We start from the raw sequence: 16,300 nt of genomic DNA on the forward strand, positions 1-16,300 counted from the left end.
TTAACCTTGTAAAACAAGTATTAATTAATATGGTTCACTTCCAAGAAAATTTATAGTAACCGCTAAATTATTGCAACTTTAGTTCTTTGAGATAAAGAAGTACCAATGATGTCGTCGCCTCATATAGGATGTAAAGTTGTAATTGATACAAAAGAGTATATAATATTTTAATAGACTTACAATATAGAATCCTATATCGTAAGTCTAAATTTTATAAATAGATGATATAAATTTCAGATTAAAAAATAATATTATTCAACTATATTATTTTTATATATTACTTTATTAAAATAGCACCTATTTCAAATGCTTTTTGACAATCTAAAGGAAACTGAACTTTTCTATGTTCTGCTTTTGCTTCTTCAGAAAATGCATCAGATTTATATTTTGAGTAATCATCAAATTGATAGGTATCATTACTATACATTATTTGAGGTTTTGTGAATATGCGTTCTATAGAAGATTCTATTTTACTGAATGTTAATTTGTAATTAGCAATGTCCATTATTTCTTCTGAAACATTCATTGTATAAATAAATGCAGTTGCCATCTTCTTTGGTGCGATTGAAGTATAGTTTTTATCATACTCAAAATTAGGGAATAATAATCTTTCTAAAAATGATTGCAATTGGCCAGTTATATTACCGAAATATACTGGAGTTCCAAAGATGATTCCATCAGCTTGAGATAGATTTTCTAAAACTTCATAAATATCATCTTTTACTGCACATTTGCCATAACTTTTACCTTCAAGTCTTTTGCAGGCAAAGCAGCTCTTACACCCCGTATAGTTTAAATCATATAAATTAATTATTTCAGTTTCAATTTCGTTATCTTTTTCTGAGGCTTTTACTCCATCTAAGGCTTTTTGAAGCAAAGTAGCTGTATTTTTATTTTTTCTTGGACTTCCATTGATAGCATAAACTTTCATGATAGCACTCCTTTTTTTGAAATTAATTTTATATTATAGTCAATGTTTTCTGTTATAATAGTAAATTATAAGGAATAAATGTACAAGTATGCAGTTTTTTCTGTGTCAGTATAAAAAATATACTATTGAATTTTATGAGGTATAATTTATGAAGAAGGATACTAGTTGTGATACAGTATTTCCTGATGATAATATTTATGAGACCGAATGTTCTGTTATATATGCACTTGATATTGTAGGGCAAAAGTGGAGATTGCCAATTATGTGGTATTTATCAGAAGCGGAACCTGTTAGATACAATGAATTAAAACGAAAAATTAAAGGCATTACGAATATGATGCTAACGAAATCTTTAAAGGAACTAGAAGAGCATAATCTTATTGTTAGAACTCAATATGAAACTATTCCGCCAAAAGTTGAATATTTTTTAACTGAAAGAGGGAAATCATTACTTCCTGCATTGAATGAATTGTATAAATGGGGTGAAAAACAAATAAAACTTGATAAATGTGAATAAAAATATCTTAATTAGAATTTAAAATTTGGAGGATTAGTATATGGCTGGATTTCAGGTAATATTTTTTATTTTTTTCGCTTTTATAATTTTTTTGAGTGTAAGCAGATATATTAAAAATGAAAACTCACCAATTATATCTACTAAGGCACAGCTTATTAAGAAAAAAAGGGACGTATATACAAATACAGATAGCAATGGAGTAATGACAACCAATGAAACATTAATTTTGAAATTTGAATTAGAGACTGGAAGTGAACTGAAATTTACAGTTGGAGGGCATGTTTTTAGGAACATTCCGGAACATGAATGGGGAACATTAACTTTTCAAGGCACACGCTTTCTTAAGTTTGAATCAGTAAGTGGAGTAGTTGAAAAATAGTACTAATATACTTAGAAGCTGAGATTTTCTTATATTTAGAAAGCCTCAGCTTTAATTAGAATTGCATTAACTCCTATAATTTTTATAGTGCATTATAGGAGTTAATACAAATTTTTTATCTATTTCTTTAAGTTATGGCTCTTTATTTCTCAACTACTACTCCTACACCATTTGGAATAACTACAACATCTGCATCTTTACCTTTTATATTATAGGCTTGGCTTAAAGCTTCATCAAAAGTATAGGCATGTTTCATATGCATACTTGTAATCATATTTGGATCACACACATCTGTAACAACGATTACAGTATAATTACTTAAAATTCTGGCTAAAATTTGAATTTCCCATTGATCAGGTATAGTTTCATTTCTAGGTACTTTTAATATTCTTTCAAGAAGTTCTTCTGGTCCTTTAGAATTTGCTACAGTGTCATAAAAAGATTGTCCACCATGACCATCATTACAAGCAGCTATCATAATAATCACTCCACATTTTTTACAAGTGGCTTCTGCAGCGGTCATACCTTTTACAGCTTGATATAGATTTTGATCTAATGGATATCCTCCATTACTTGAAACTACAATATCAGCCTCTATGCTTTTTACACTTGAAAGATCCATAACAAATTTACAGCCTTCTTCATGTGCAAGCTTACTATCTCCAGCAAATGCATTTATGATATTTTTATTTTCATCGATAACTACGTTTAATATGAATGCAAGGTTTGATTTTTCTGCAGCATAAAGCATATCTTTGTGTATAGGATTATCTTTTATAATACCAGTTCTTGCGTGATTACTATTAATAAATTCTGAACAGTGATTTGCCATTATAGTTTTTGCTGATGCTATGCCTGGTAAAATACTTTTTCTTCCTCCAGAAAATCCAGCAAAAAAGTGAGGCTCTATAAATCCTTCTGCTATTAGTAATTCAGTTTCCATAGCTAATTTGTTTAGAAAAAGTTCACCTCCAGAAGGCAGAATTCCTACACTTACTAAACTATCTTCATCTGTAGAAACATGGTTTATTATTTCTTCATTATCAACTATGTTTTGTCCAAATTTATTTATCATTTCCTCTTTTGTTGTTGGTCTATGAAAACCTGTAGCTATAAGTATCTTTATATTTATACTAGGATTTACCTTTCTTACTCTTTCAAGCAGAATAGGCATAGTAATCTTGCTTGGAACAGGTCTTGTATGGTCACTGGTGATAATAACCATATTATGTTTATCCTTTACTAATTCCTCTAAGGATTTGCTTCCGATGCAATTATCCAGTGATCTATTTACTATATCATTTTGTGAACAATCAGCTTTATAACTATTTGCTTTAGAAACCAATATCCCCTTTAGATTTTTATCTTCAACGTTTACTTTTAAAGATTTTGTTGAGTATGGAATTTCAATTATAGCCATAATAACTTCCCCTTTATCTTAAAATAATCATATTAATATTAAGATTATAACATGTATATTTTAAAATGGTAAGACCAATTATGGAAAAACAAACTAAAACTTATGTGATAAACTCACCGAAATGAGTCGCATACTTTTGTTCCAGTTCCCAAGGAATTTTTATGGGCGATTCTAAGAATAAAAGTTGTTCCAAAACGCTAGCCTCAAAGACAAAGCTTTGAACTAGCATTTTGGAACAACTTTTATTCTAAGAATCACATCCATAAAAATTCCTTATGAAACATTCCACAAAAGTATGCGACTCATTTCTATTTGAGTTATATTTCAAAATATATTATGTAGTTTATGATTTGTTTATCTATAGTAAATTATTTGGATCCATAGAATTATAATTACAAAGATTAAAGAACGCAGCGTAACACTATTTTGTTGTAAATTTCCAACCTATTGGATCTGGGATTTATTTTTTTATAAGAGTCGTGAATTAATTTTCTAAATTAAATCATAAGTAAAATTTATGTGAATTACTATAAGTTTAAGTTATTTAGAATTTATGTAAAGTAAGTTCTTACTGGGTAAAATGTAGGTAAATTGCGTTACTAAAGAACATAATTGCGCATTCATAATCCTAATAATCTCAAAGAAATTATCAACTTAAAAATATATGCAATAAAAAAATAAAATAGATTATTGAAATCTTTGGAATTATATGATAACATTTACTTATAAATTGGTAAGACCAATTTATAATGCTTTGCGTAGAGATTAAATTCAAAAAAGTAGTTTGATAATATAAAAGGATAAGGAGAGGGAAAGTATGCAGATTCTATTATGCGTAAAACAGGTTCCAGATGATTCTATTGAAATCCATTTGGATAAAGAAAAGAAAAAGCCTAATTTAAACGGGGTCAGTTTGGTGGCAAATGCATTTGATACATATGCATTAGAGCTCGCAGTTCGTTTTATTGAGAATCACGGAGGAAAGGTCAGTGTATTAACAGTTGGAGCAGATGATTCTCTAAACACATTAAAAAATTGTCTTGCTGTAGGAGCTAATGAAGCATTTTTTGCAAAAGATGATTTATATGCAGATTTAGATGCTATGGGAACAGCTGATGTTTTGGCAGATGCTATTCATAAAATTGAAAAAGATAAAGGTGAGAAATTCGATTTAATTCTTTGTGGAAAGGAATCTACAGATGAAATTACTGGTCAAGTAGGGGCAATGCTTTCTGAAAAACTTGGGACAGGTTATGTTAGCAGTGCGATTGAAATCGATTTAAAGGATAATGTTATGGAGATTCATCAAGAAACTGAGGAAGGATATAATTTGGTTTCTTTAGAGTGTCCATCTGTAGTAACAGTAAGTAAGCCAGATTATGATCCACGTTATCCTACTATAAAGTCAAAGATGGCAAGCCGTAAGGCAGTCATTCCAACTTACAGTGCAGCAGATATTGGAGATGTAAAACAAGCAAAAGTACGCTTAATTGAATATGTTGAACCTCCTAAGAAAGAGGCTGGTATCAAGATTCAAGAGAAAGATGCTGTATTAGCAGTAAATGCTGTTATGGAGCAAATGAAAAAAGATAAGGCAATCTAATAGAGGGGGAAAACGAAAGTATGAAAGCATTATTGTTCATTGAAACAGACGGAGAAAAGGCATTAGGCGGAAGTCTTGAATTAATTAGTGCAGCAAAAGCATTAGATGCAGAAGGAACAGCTATTATAGCAGGTAACAGAGATATTGCGGATACAGTAGCAGACTTGGGAATTCCAGTTATTTTTACAAATACTGCTGCAGATTGTGATACCTTAACAGAGGTATTATCACAAATTGTTAGGGAACAAAATCCAGATATTATTCTATTAGCTAATACAACACTCGCTAAAGATATTGCACCACGTATTGCAGGACGTATTGGTTTAGGGTGTGTAAGTGACGTAATAGGGATGAGTAAGACTGATGATAAAGTTATATACACTAGACCAGCTTATGGCGGTACAGTTTTAGAGCAGATTGAGGTAGATGGTACGGCTGTTGTTACAGTTAGAAATGGAAGCTATCAAAAGCCAGAAGCTGCTTCAAATGCAGGCGTTACAGAAAAAGAAGTAGAAATTCCAGCTAGTGTTGTTAAGACAAAGATTATTAATATAGTGAAAGAAATTTCTGAATCTGTAAATTTAGAAGAAGCTGAGGTTATTGTTTCTGGTGGACGTGGCATGGGAAATGCAGAAAATTTCAAACTTGTTAAAGAATTGGCACGTGTACTTGGCGGTGTAGTAGGTGCAACAAGACCAGCAATTGAAGATGGATGGATTTCTCGTGCACACCAAGTTGGACAATCAGGAAAAATCGTATCACCAAAGCTTTATATTGCATGTGGTATCTCTGGAGCAACACAACATACATCCGGAATGTCTGGTTCTAATTACATTGTGGCAATTAATAAAGATGAGGATGCTCCAATTTTTGAAATCGCTAATCTAGCTATTGTAGGGAATGCAACTGAGATTCTTCCTATTATGATTGAAGAAATGAAGAGAGTTAAATCTGAGTAAATATTTTCTTGATTTCTAAATTCCTGTCGCATTATAAATTGGTGCGATAGCTCAATAAGTAAATCTCAATTCATAAATTTTACATTTGGAGAGCTATTAAAAAGCATAAGTCAGCAATAGACATAGTATAAAGAAAAAGAACTAAATCCAGATATGTGCAAAAATAGTAGAGTTAACAAGTGAAAAACTATGTAATCACAATATGAATGGTAATACTAATTAGTAAAAAGTAGAACCAAGAGGTAAAAGGTAGTGTCATTTAAAAATTGAATAAGGAGGATAAAGGAATGTTATTTTTTAAATTCTTAATGGCGATATTACCTATCATTTGGCTTATTATTGCACTCAGTGGATTAAAAATGCCTGGTTATAAAGCCTGCTCTATTGCACTTGTTCTTACATTGGTTTTAGCTATTTTTTTCTGGAAATTAGATGCAGTTTATGCTGCGACAGGGGTACTGGAAGGTATACTTAACGCATTATGGCCAATTTGTCTAGTTATTGTGGCAGCTCTGTTTACGTATAATTTGATTTTACGTACAGGTGCGATGGATTCAATAAAAAAAATGTTGGCTGGAGTTTCTAGGGATAAAAGGGTTTTAACCTTAATTATTGGATGGGGATTCGGTATTTTCATGGAAGGAATGGCGGGCTTTGGTACAGCAGTTGCTATCCCAGCATCTATGCTTGCGGGTCTTGGATTAAATCCATTTGCAGCGGTTATAGCATGTTTGGTTGCTAATACTACACCAACTGCTTTTGGATCGGTTGGAATACCGCTCGTAACACTTTCAGCAGTAACAAAAGTTGGAGCCAACGCATTGGCAGCAAATACTGCAATAATTGAAGCACTTCTCTTCTTTATCGGTCCATTTGTTATGGTATGCATTGTAGGTGGTGGAATAAAGGCATTGAAGGGAGTATTTATTGTTACCTTAGTTGCTTCATTATCATTTTTAGTACCTGCGTATATTACAGCAACAGTACTTGGAGCAGAATTACCAGATATAGTAGGTTCTATTTGCTCTATGGTATGTACAATTGCTGCAGCAAAAGTCTTTAATAAAGTACCTCAAGAAGAGTATTGTATTGAAGTTAACAAGACACAAGAAGAAAGAACTTTATCATTTGGTAATGCAGTACAAGCTTGGTGTCCATTTATTTTAATATTCTTAATGTTAATGTTTACGTCTACATTATGTACACCGATTCATGATGCAATTGCAGTATTTAAAACTAGTGCAAGTGTATATGCTGGTAAAGGAGCTAATACGTTGACCTTTAGCTGGATTAATACGCCAGGTATTATAATTTTCATTGCTGCAATTATTGGAGGTATTATTCAAGGGGCAAAAGTATCATTGATGTTTGATGTGTTACTTAATACATTAAAAGCAAACTGGAAAACAATTGTTACAATTTGTGCAGTTATGTCAACAGCAAAGGTAATGAGCTATAGTGGAATGATTTCAGATATTGCAAGCCTTTTAGTTGTAGTTACAGGAGGGGCATATCCGTTAATTTCCCCACTAATTGGATCCATTGGAGGATTTGTTACAGGTTCAGGTACATCAACCAGTGTTTTATTTGGAGGATTACAAGTACAAACAGCACAGAACCTTGGACTTTCTGCTGCATGGATGGGAGCAGCTAATACTCTTGGAGCAGGTATAGGAAAGATGATTTGTCCTCAAAGTATAGCAATTGGAGCAAGCGCTATTGGCAAATCTGGTTCAGAAAGTAAAATTTTAAGAAGTGTATTTAAATATTATATCTGCTATGTAGTTATAGCTGGAATCATATGTTTTGTTGGAACACTTTAAGGCAGTTGATATTTTACAGGTGACCATTTAAAGTTGACCAGGAAAATTTCAGTAGTTTTATTAAAATTAAAGAATCTTATTCAAAAGTCTACATTGTCTACGGGACATCCTAAAGGGCATGAAGTGTAAACTGAATTCGTTCGGTGTAGTAATTTGCTAATGAAAGATAAAGTGAAATTTACACCTAATATGTTAGAAAGGAATGAATATTATGGCTGAGTATAATCAATTGACCGAAGAATTAATCTCAAAATTACAGGAGGCAGCTCCAGGACATATTTTAACAGGTGATGATATTAATGAAGATTATTGTCACGATGAAATGCCTATTTATGGGAAAGTAGCTCCACAAGTTGTATTTATGGCACATTCTACAGAGGAAGTTGCCGCAGTAGTAAAAATATGTAATGAAAATAAGATACCGGTTACTCCAAGAGGAGCAGGAACAGGTCTTGTAGGTGGGGCAGTGCCACTACTTGGAGGAGTTTTAATTGACATTACAAAGATGAACAAAATACTTTCTTATGACTTAGAAAATTTTGTTGTTCATGTAGAGGCAGGGGTTTTGTTAAATGATCTTGCAGAGGATTGCGCAAAGCAAGGATTATTATATGCTCCAGATCCAGGCGAAAAGTTTGCTTGCTTAGGAGGAAATGTTTCAACAAATGCTGGTGGAATGAGAGCTGTTAAATACGGTGCAACACGTGATTATGTACGTGCTATGAAAGTTGTTCTTCCAACAGGCGAAATTACTGACTTTGGAGCTACAGTATCAAAAACAAGTTCAGGTTACAGCCTTTTGAATTTAATGATTGGTTCAGAAGGTACCCTAGGAATTATTACAGAACTTACTTTGAAAATCATGCCAGCACCAAAGGTAGTTGCAAGTTTAATTATTCCTTTTGATAATTTAGATGATTGTATTTCTACTGTTCCTAAGTTTAAGATGGAACACATGAATCCACAAGCTATAGAATTCATGGAAAGAGAAATAGTTTTATCTAGTGAAAGATATATTGGAAAGAGCGTATTCCCACAAGTAGTTGGTGGATTAACTGCAAATGCTTATTTACTTGTTACTATTGATGCAAGTAATGAAGATGAATTAAATAACCTTATCGAACAAGCAAGTGAAATAGTATTAGATGCAGGGGCAATTGATGTTCTTGTAGCTGATACACCTGCAAAAATAAAAGATGCATGGGCTGCACGTTCTAGTTTCTTAGAAGCAATTATGGCAGAAACAAAATTATTAGATGAATGTGATGTTGTAGTTCCAGTAAATAAAATTGCTCCTTATCTTGCTTTTGTAAAAAAAGCTGGTGAAGAGTTTGGATTAACTATTAAGAGTTTTGGTCATGCAGGGGATGGAAATCTTCATATATACCAATGCAGTAATGATCTAGAAGAATCAGAATTTAAAGAAAGAGTTGATAAATTCTTTAAGATTATTTACGAAGAAGCAATAAAATGCGGAGGCCTTGTTTCAGGAGAGCATGGAATAGGCAGTGGAAAGATGAGTTATTTAGCAGATAGTGTTGGAGAAATAAACATGGAATTAATGAAAGGTATTAAAAAAGTGTTTGACCCAAATTCTATTATGAATCCAGGTAAAGTATGTTGCCCATTAGAAAATTTAGCTTAATAGGGCATAAGCAAAGATAATTGATATCTCACAAAATATAAAAAGGAAATAAAAATATTAAGTGGTGTACAAGCGAGTACACTAGATAGATATAAAAGAGAGGCAGGAAATTAAAATGGATTTTAAACAAGATGAAAACCACCAACAATTACTAGAAATGTATCGTGAGTTCGCAGAAAATGAGGTAAAACCAATTGCAAAAGAAATTGATGAAAGCATGCGTTTCCCTGAAGAAAATGTAGCAAAAATGGCTGAAATGGGCTTGCTTGGAATTCCATTTCCTGAAGAATACGGCGGAGCCGGAATGGACACATTAAGTTATATACAATGTGTAGAAGAATTATCTAAATGTTGTGCAACAACAGGTGTTATTGTTTCAGCACATACAAGTCTTTGTGCAACACCAATTTACACATATGGTACAGAAGAGCAAAAAGAGAAATATTTAAAACCACTTGCTTCAGGTGAAAAATTAGGTGCCTTTGGATTAACAGAGCCTGTTGCTGGAACTGATGCTTCTATGCAAAAGACAACAGCTGTACTCGAAGGAGACCATTATGTATTAAATGGAAGTAAAATTTTTATTACTAATGCAGGCTATGCAGAGATATATATTGTTTTCGCTATGACAGATAAGAGTAAAGGAACAAAAGGGATTTCAGCATTTATCGTTGAGAAAGATTTCCCAGGTTTCTCTGTTGGAGGTCATGAGTTAAAGATGGGAATCCGTGCATCTTCTACATGTGAATTATTCTTTGATAACTGTATAGTTCCAAAGGAAAATCTTTTAGGAGAAGAAGGCAAAGGATTTGCTATTGCAATGGCAACTCTTGATGGAGGCCGTATTGGTATTGCTGCACAAGCTCTTGGTATTGCAGAAGGTGCAATAGAAGAAACTGTAAAATATGTTAAGGAACGTGTTCAATTTGGGCGTCCTATAGCACAATTCCAAAATACACAATTTGAACTTGCACAGATGCGTGCAAATACTGAAGCTGCAAAACTTTTGGTATATCAAGCTGCATGTGCAAAAGATGATCATCAAAAATTCACACATTTAGCTGCTATGGCAAAATTGATTTCCGCTAGAAATGCTACTGATGTAACAAATCGTTGCTTACAATTATTTGGAGGCTATGGATATACAAGTGATTACCCAATTGAAAGAATGATGCGTGATGCAAAAATAACAGAAATTTATGAAGGAACATCAGAAGTTCAAATGATGGTACTTTCAGGATGGATGCTTAGATAATATAAAATAAATTTGCCTTCTTGTTAGGCTCACTCAAAAAATAATAGAGTACTAGTATTTTTTGAGTGACTTAAGCCTATTTAAATAAACTAAGAAAATAACAAGTTCGACTGCATAAAGAACTTGTTATTTTTTTATGTGCTTAATACAAATTTCTAATATTAATAAATGAATGAGGTAAAGGAGAACGTATTTTTAAGGGGGAGAGAAGCTATTTATGCATTGTTATAACAAATATTTGAATATTTGAGTTTTGATGGTATATAATTAAATAAATGAATAGTTATAAAAAACAAAGGGGTAAAAAATGAAAAGGTTAAAACCAATAAAAATTTTAGTAAACTCATTATTAATAGTTTCGGTATTGGTATTAAATCCAATAGGAGCAAATGCAGAATGGAGACAAAATAGCATAGGGTGGTGGTTCACCGAAGGAAATTCGTGGTCAGTTGGTTGGAGAGTGATTGATGAAAAATGGTACTATTTTGGACAAGATGGGTATATGAAAACAGGATGGTTACAAGATAGTGATGGAAAATGGTATTATTTAAATTCAGATGGAAGTATGGCCCACGATACAACAATAGACTGGTACACAATAGGTTCAGATGGAGCAAGGAACCAAAGCGTGCAAAGTAGTTTTGAGCAAAGTACCACAACAGAAAACATTTTATCAAATGCTAATCTAAGCCATACAACGATAAGTGGTGTAACTGGTGTGAAATTTGATGATATTACCAAAATAGTTTTTTCTGATGGAAGAGGACGAAATAAGCCAGTAATAGTTGAAGATAAGCAAAAGATTAGAGAATTCATGGAATATTTAAATGGCTATGGTGTTAAGAAAACAGAAAATCCTGAATCAATAGGATGGATATATAGGGGGATATTCTATTTAAATGACAAAGAAGTAATGGATATAACATTTATTAATCCAATAGTTATTAATAGGAATTATTTTAATATTACAGAGGGTGAACTTGATACTGCAACTATTGGTAAGTTTTTAAAATCAATTGACCCTTATTATGATGTAATGGCTGGTTTATAAGCAATTTTTTAAAGTAAAATATAAAACGGAACTCTTTTTCAGGAGTTCCGTTTTATTATATTGTATTATTAACACTATTAATTAACATAGCGACCAAATAGGTTATTTCACGAGCCTAAGATATATGTTTATATATATGATAAGAAATATTGTCAGCACTTAGTCCATTTTCTAATGAATTATACACACGTCTATTTTTAGGGTCTATTAACTCTTTATTATTATAGTAGATTCTAGGAGTATTCCATAGAAGTTTTAAAGCACTTCCAAGTGGCATTTGATGATATTTGTCTGGCCATAGTTTCAATATCTCTCCTTTTACTAGTGCATAATATTTAGGGTTTATGCCTGGAAACAAGTGGTGCTCTGTATGATAAGAAAAATTAAAATGGAGAATATCTAGCCATTTAGGAACTGTTACAGAAAGACTATTAGCTAAAGGATCATTTATAGGCACAAGAGGGTTTAGTCTATGGTTAGTAGAGATGTAACACATTACAATAAAATTACCTATGAAGAATGGAATTAAATATGAGAAAATCCATTTTTCGGTTTCAAGTAAGAAGAATAAACCTATCCATATGATCCAAGGAAGTATAAATTGTATCCATAGTCTTAAATTTTTTTCCTTCTTCAATTCTTTACTATAAATAAAGAACATACGAGTGCCATGAAGGGTAAAAGAAATAGTTAGTGCTGTGAAACTAAATAGAGAACGAAACAATAAAGGAAGCTTATAAATATACTTTATAAAAGTCCTATTGTTAAATTGCTCAAAGCTCATCCATGCATCTGGGTCATTTAGTTCATGTTGAGTATTAGCATGATGGCTCATATTATGCCACTTAATCCAAAGCTGAGGACCTATGCTTAAAGGCATAAAAGCTATTCCCCCAAGTAAATTCTTTAGCCAATGTGTTTTTACGACAGTACCATGTAAAATCTCATGTCCTAAAAAGCCTATAGATGCAAAACTAAAACCTAAAACTAAAGATATGAGAAATTTAATAAGGTAATTAAATTCCAATAAATTAATTGCAAGTATTCCACAAACTATAATTAATGTATATGCAAGTCCTCCGAATAATCTCGATGGGACTGGTTTAAATGCACTTTTTGGTAGTTTGGGTGATATCTTATTAGCATACCATCCTATATTATGAAGTTCTCTCATTGATTTTACCACCTTTCTTATCTTAGAAAGTATTAATAAATACATATCCGATAAATATATTATGACTTTGAAATATATTTTCCAAAGTTCTTAATTCATGTTAACAATAATTGTTATTAGTTGTCAATAATTATTTGTTGATATTGTTTTATATTACCTTAAATAAAGGATATTATGTTTTCAAAGTTGATGTATCAGGATTAAAAGATGAAGAAGCAGAAGAAAAAATCATGGATGCAAAAGTAGGCAATAAACAAAAATAAACAATAAAAATATTTTTATTGTTTACATTAAAGATTCTTTTAAAGGAATATGGTTTTAAATAAAACTTTTTTACAAGTTAAAAAGGTAAAAAGTTAAGAAGGTAAAAATAAAAAAAGTTAACAATTTATAGGAAATATCAGCGTTGAGGCATATTGAAAGGGATTAAAGAAATAAGTGTTATGAACTATGACATGAGAAAACTAATTTTAAATTTGTAGAAACTGAGACTTTTCTTGTGAAGAGTCTCAGTTTTATCATATTATACACTTTGCTAGATATAATTATGATAAACTTAATTTATCCAAATTCATGTCCCGGTATCCCGTTATTAACATAAGTCTTGCCTTCTAATGGATGGAACCCAGATATTTCTATATCTGTTACAACAGGATATGAATTATGCTTATTGGGAAATGTAAAGTTGAGAGTATAATTTTTTCCGTGAAAAACAGCTTTCGTACCATCGCCAGTAAAAACTGCGGTGTTTTTAATGAAAATAACTTTTTTACTTTCTGTCTTCCCATATAATGTATTTACCTCATAAATAGTAAAATCAAAAGAAGTATTAGTTACATTAGAAATTGCAATTTCACAATAATTTTTTAATACATTATCTCCAAAACGCCTATCATCAAAATAAGTGCCATTATATAATTTGACTATACTATTTACTTTAGTTGTTTTTTGGGAGTCATTATTTTTATCTTTTACTTCTTGTTCATTTGGACTTTTTTTAGCAGACTCTGTAGAACTTATGGATTTTGAATCTGTTTCTTTCTTTACATCAACATTATTTTGATCAATAGTAGCTTGTATTGGAACATTAACGTCTTTTGAATTATCTTGTGAAGTTTGGTTTTCGTTGGTAGGATGCATAGAGTTATTATTACTACAACCACCTAAAATTAGAAGCAAACTTAAACAAGATATCAAAACTAAGTTCTTTTTCATAATACGAACCCCTTTAATTTTAAAATCAATAATTATAATAATATTATAACAAAGTCATCTATATTATATATATATTACCTTTAAAGCATTGAATTGTTACCTCAGTTATTTGATTTTTTGTTTAAGTTATACATACAAGGATAAAAAATATCATTATTTGTTACTTATACGACGAGCATAAAAAGCAATATCGAATTACACAAAAAGTAGTACCACAAAGTATGATTGTGGTACTACTTTTTTTAAACAAGAACTATTTAAATGTCTATCAGCTAAAGTACTTTAGGATCTTTAGCAAAGAAGGAATGGTTAAGAAATATGTATTTTTGATTATATTTTAGTTATTATATCCATTTTCAATCATAAAATCACCTAAATCTTTATCTAAATTTGTTATGTGATTTTTTAACCAATCAGCTAGTCTTTCTTGAATATTTGAGGCTAATAATGCTGAAGTTCCCTGGGTTTCAAAAACTCTTCTAAATTCTTTAAGATCGTTTTTAAATTCTTCATGTTGTTTATGTTGAATATTATATAGAGGATAATTTATCTTCAGTTGAAGTTCTTCTTCTTCATTAAAATGCTTCACTACATATTCCTCAAGAAAGTCTAGAGTTTTAGTGACTTCTTCATTGCCTTTGTCCTCTTTAATAGATGTCAACAATTGGTCCAAACGATCAATTAACTCTTTATGTTGATTGTCAATGCTATCAATTCCTATATTTAAAGTCCAATCCCAATCTAAATACATTAAAATCACCTTCCACAAACTATTTTTTTAATCTTATAAATATATATTTCTATATATTATTTAGAATACCTCTTTGTTCAGCAATTATTTTCACCTGTTTTATAAGGAATTGCTTTTCATTGCCTTATACTTTCATAGTTTTATTTGAAGCTATATTTACACGGTAATTTTTTATGGGAATAAATTAATAAAGTATATAAAAGCCTGATTAAAGTGTTACTTATATTTATGTTGTAGATGTAGTAAGAATATTAGAATTAATGTAAGTTTGGCACCATTATGTGGGAATAATGATGTATGTTGTATAAATAGGACATATGTGGTAAAGTATAAATAATAATTAACATAAGAATTCCCTACTCTGGGAGTCAGAGTATTCTTTTAGGTACTTGCAAAGCTTATAATTACCTAAATAGGATACTTTATTAATATACTTTGAAAGGATTTGATAAACATGAATAATGATGCAGTGTTATTATCTGAAATTAAGAACAAGAAAAATAGGACAAGAGCAGAGGAATTGCTATTAAAAGATGAAAATATCATAAGCTATATTCAAGATATTTTAGTTGAAGAGTCTAAAGGCCATATTTGGCACGAAGGAGCTATTAAAAAAATTAGAGAATACATAAATGTAAATTATTAGAAATTTACTAAAATTTATAGTGCATTCATTGTAGTGTAAATATATAAAATCAAGAAGTGCCAAGAATAAGGTACTTTTTTATGTTAAAAATCAAGAATTTGATAATTTAATAAATACACCAAATTATAATAGTTATAAATTGGAAGGAGAGTTATAGTGTGGGCGGCGTTGTCATTTTAGTAGAAATATTTTATTATTTGTATTATTAACACTATTGTGTGAACATGTTAAAAGTAGGAGAGTCTAAAAAATAGACAATTAATGATTATGTGTTTATTAGAATATTATTTTTAATGTACATAAAAGTTTTATATTCTCCATCATTGGCGAGTTTGATAAGTAAAGTTTCTAAAAGTGCTCTTACTTCATCATGTAATACATAATAATGTTTTCTGTTTTCATAATAGTTAAGTGGACTTTCATCAGTATACTTTTCTTTTAGATAATTTTTTGAAGCGCAAACTCTATCTATAAACATTTCAACAACATAATCTACAGGCATTTCCATTCCCTTAAGGCCTTCTGCTTCATTTATTCCGTAATCTATCCAATATTCAAAATGATGTTTATTTCTGCCCTTATGATGAAGCCATGCTGCTGAATAGCCTTCCACAGTTTTTTGAACACCATTGGGACTAACATATCCTCGATAATACTTTATTCCAGCTGAAAATTCAACCAGTGAATATTTAGACATATCATGAAGTAATCCTTGCTTATATAAACCTACTTTAAAAGAATACTTCATAACTAATAGTTTATGATGTGTTATAGTTTTAAAATGTTTTACAATATTCATAATTTTAATTTTCTCCTATTAATAAAATTGTTGTTACTGAGCTTGTACATTTGCAGTACCAGAGATAAGCCGCTTTTAACTATTCTTAAGCAGTGACTTACCGAAATTATAAAGTATTAATTTATTTATCTA

The 16,300-nt window shown here is 30.9% G+C and carries 16 protein-coding genes; 10 read left to right on the forward strand and 6 right to left on the reverse strand.

Annotation, left to right across the window (positions count from 1 at the left end):
- Positions 1 to 277: 277 nt before the first annotated feature.
- Entirely contained in the window at positions 278 to 931 is a 654-nt protein-coding gene (locus CLCHR_RS09300) for a flavodoxin family protein (protein ID WP_079439434.1), read from the reverse strand.
- A gap of 148 nt (positions 932 to 1,079) precedes the next feature.
- On the opposite strand from CLCHR_RS09300, the gene CLCHR_RS09305 reads away from it, so the two are divergent.
- Complete coding sequence (locus tag CLCHR_RS09305; protein ID WP_079439435.1) at positions 1,080 to 1,448, forward strand: winged helix-turn-helix transcriptional regulator; 369 nt, start codon at positions 1,080 to 1,082, stop codon at positions 1,446 to 1,448.
- A gap of 40 nt (positions 1,449 to 1,488) precedes the next feature.
- Complete coding sequence (locus CLCHR_RS09310) at positions 1,489 to 1,827, forward strand: DUF2500 domain-containing protein (RefSeq protein ID WP_079439436.1); 339 nt, start codon at positions 1,489 to 1,491, stop codon at positions 1,825 to 1,827.
- 142 nt (positions 1,828 to 1,969) lie between these two features.
- Here the strand turns inward: CLCHR_RS09310 and larA are convergent, their stop codons facing one another.
- On the reverse strand, positions 1,970 to 3,247 hold the full coding sequence (gene larA / locus CLCHR_RS09315) for a nickel-dependent lactate racemase (RefSeq protein WP_079439437.1): 1,278 nt from the start codon (positions 3,245 to 3,247) through the stop codon (positions 1,970 to 1,972).
- Between the two features lie 817 nt (positions 3,248 to 4,064).
- Between larA and CLCHR_RS09320 the strand changes: the two genes are divergently transcribed.
- The 6 genes from CLCHR_RS09320 to CLCHR_RS25440 all read left to right on the forward strand — a co-directional run bounded on the left by CLCHR_RS09320 (position 4,065) and on the right by CLCHR_RS25440 (position 11,583).
- Entirely contained in the window at positions 4,065 to 4,850 is a 786-nt protein-coding gene (locus CLCHR_RS09320; protein ID WP_079439438.1) for an electron transfer flavoprotein subunit beta/FixA family protein, read from the forward strand.
- A gap of 20 nt (positions 4,851 to 4,870) precedes the next feature.
- The gene (locus tag CLCHR_RS09325) at positions 4,871 to 5,809 is read left to right on the forward strand and encodes an electron transfer flavoprotein subunit alpha/FixB family protein (protein WP_079439439.1); all 939 of its coding nucleotides are present in this window, start codon (positions 4,871 to 4,873) and stop codon (positions 5,807 to 5,809) included.
- A gap of 287 nt (positions 5,810 to 6,096) precedes the next feature.
- Complete coding sequence (locus CLCHR_RS09330; protein ID WP_079439440.1) at positions 6,097 to 7,632, forward strand: L-lactate permease; 1,536 nt, start codon at positions 6,097 to 6,099, stop codon at positions 7,630 to 7,632.
- A gap of 211 nt (positions 7,633 to 7,843) precedes the next feature.
- Positions 7,844 to 9,277, forward strand: coding sequence for an FAD-binding oxidoreductase (locus CLCHR_RS09335; RefSeq protein ID WP_079439441.1), 1,434 nt, complete (start codon positions 7,844 to 7,846; stop codon positions 9,275 to 9,277).
- A 115-nt stretch (positions 9,278 to 9,392) separates the two neighbouring features.
- Positions 9,393 to 10,532 (forward strand): acyl-CoA dehydrogenase, encoded by a 1,140-nt coding sequence (locus CLCHR_RS09340; RefSeq protein ID WP_079439442.1) that lies wholly within the window; start codon positions 9,393 to 9,395, stop codon positions 10,530 to 10,532.
- 307 nt (positions 10,533 to 10,839) lie between these two features.
- A complete protein-coding gene (locus CLCHR_RS25440; protein WP_079439443.1) occupies positions 10,840 to 11,583 on the forward strand; it encodes a cell wall-binding protein in 744 nt (247 codons plus the stop codon).
- Between the two features lie 115 nt (positions 11,584 to 11,698).
- On the opposite strand, the gene desB is transcribed toward CLCHR_RS25440, so the two are convergent.
- Positions 11,699 to 12,757: a Delta(10) desaturase DesB gene (gene desB / locus CLCHR_RS09350; RefSeq protein WP_079439444.1), complete on the reverse strand. Its 1,059-nt coding sequence runs from the start codon at positions 12,755 to 12,757 to the stop codon at positions 11,699 to 11,701.
- A 134-nt stretch (positions 12,758 to 12,891) separates the two neighbouring features.
- Between desB and CLCHR_RS25445 the strand changes: the two genes are divergently transcribed.
- Positions 12,892 to 13,020 carry a hypothetical protein gene (locus CLCHR_RS25445; RefSeq protein ID WP_278336994.1) on the forward strand — a complete coding sequence of 43 codons (129 nt, stop codon included), beginning with the start codon at positions 12,892 to 12,894 and terminating at the stop codon, positions 13,018 to 13,020.
- Between the two features lie 298 nt (positions 13,021 to 13,318).
- Here the strand turns inward: CLCHR_RS25445 and CLCHR_RS09355 are convergent, their stop codons facing one another.
- Entirely contained in the window at positions 13,319 to 13,972 is a 654-nt protein-coding gene (locus CLCHR_RS09355) for a hypothetical protein (protein ID WP_079439445.1), read from the reverse strand.
- 337 nt (positions 13,973 to 14,309) lie between these two features.
- A complete protein-coding gene (locus CLCHR_RS09360; RefSeq protein ID WP_079439446.1) occupies positions 14,310 to 14,723 on the reverse strand; it encodes a bacteriohemerythrin in 414 nt (137 codons plus the stop codon).
- A 454-nt stretch (positions 14,724 to 15,177) separates the two neighbouring features.
- Between CLCHR_RS09360 and CLCHR_RS09365 the strand changes: the two genes are divergently transcribed.
- Positions 15,178 to 15,369: a hypothetical protein gene (locus tag CLCHR_RS09365; protein ID WP_079439447.1), complete on the forward strand. Its 192-nt coding sequence runs from the start codon at positions 15,178 to 15,180 to the stop codon at positions 15,367 to 15,369.
- Between the two features lie 265 nt (positions 15,370 to 15,634).
- Here the strand turns inward: CLCHR_RS09365 and CLCHR_RS09370 are convergent, their stop codons facing one another.
- Positions 15,635 to 16,168: a DUF5662 family protein gene (locus tag CLCHR_RS09370; protein WP_079439448.1), complete on the reverse strand. Its 534-nt coding sequence runs from the start codon at positions 16,166 to 16,168 to the stop codon at positions 15,635 to 15,637.
- Between the last annotated feature and the right edge of the window lie 132 nt (positions 16,169 to 16,300).

Source organism: Clostridium chromiireducens, from assembly GCF_002029255.1.
GTDB classification, from domain to species: Bacteria; Bacillota; Clostridia; order Clostridiales; family Clostridiaceae; genus Clostridium; species Clostridium chromiireducens.

Coding starts and splice junctions, on each gene's coding strand:
- CLCHR_RS09300 (WP_079439434.1), bottom strand. CDS start 931: ATGAAAGTTTATGCTATCAATGGAAGTCCAAGAAAAAATAAAAATACA.
- CLCHR_RS09305 (WP_079439435.1), top strand. CDS start 1,080: ATGAAGAAGGATACTAGTTGTGATACAGTATTTCCTGATGATAATATT.
- CLCHR_RS09310 (WP_079439436.1), top strand. CDS start 1,489: ATGGCTGGATTTCAGGTAATATTTTTTATTTTTTTCGCTTTTATAATT.
- larA (WP_079439437.1), bottom strand. CDS start 3,247: ATGGCTATAATTGAAATTCCATACTCAACAAAATCTTTAAAAGTAAAC.
- CLCHR_RS09320 (WP_079439438.1), top strand. CDS start 4,065: ATGCAGATTCTATTATGCGTAAAACAGGTTCCAGATGATTCTATTGAA.
- CLCHR_RS09325 (WP_079439439.1), top strand. CDS start 4,871: ATGAAAGCATTATTGTTCATTGAAACAGACGGAGAAAAGGCATTAGGC.
- CLCHR_RS09330 (WP_079439440.1), top strand. CDS start 6,097: ATGTTATTTTTTAAATTCTTAATGGCGATATTACCTATCATTTGGCTT.
- CLCHR_RS09335 (WP_079439441.1), top strand. CDS start 7,844: ATGGCTGAGTATAATCAATTGACCGAAGAATTAATCTCAAAATTACAG.
- CLCHR_RS09340 (WP_079439442.1), top strand. CDS start 9,393: ATGGATTTTAAACAAGATGAAAACCACCAACAATTACTAGAAATGTAT.
- CLCHR_RS25440 (WP_079439443.1), top strand. CDS start 10,840: ATGAAAAGGTTAAAACCAATAAAAATTTTAGTAAACTCATTATTAATA.
- desB (WP_079439444.1), bottom strand. CDS start 12,757: ATGAGAGAACTTCATAATATAGGATGGTATGCTAATAAGATATCACCC.
- CLCHR_RS09355 (WP_079439445.1), bottom strand. CDS start 13,972: ATGAAAAAGAACTTAGTTTTGATATCTTGTTTAAGTTTGCTTCTAATT.
- CLCHR_RS09360 (WP_079439446.1), bottom strand. CDS start 14,723: ATGTATTTAGATTGGGATTGGACTTTAAATATAGGAATTGATAGCATT.
- CLCHR_RS09365 (WP_079439447.1), top strand. CDS start 15,178: ATGAATAATGATGCAGTGTTATTATCTGAAATTAAGAACAAGAAAAAT.
- CLCHR_RS09370 (WP_079439448.1), bottom strand. CDS start 16,168: ATGAATATTGTAAAACATTTTAAAACTATAACACATCATAAACTATTA.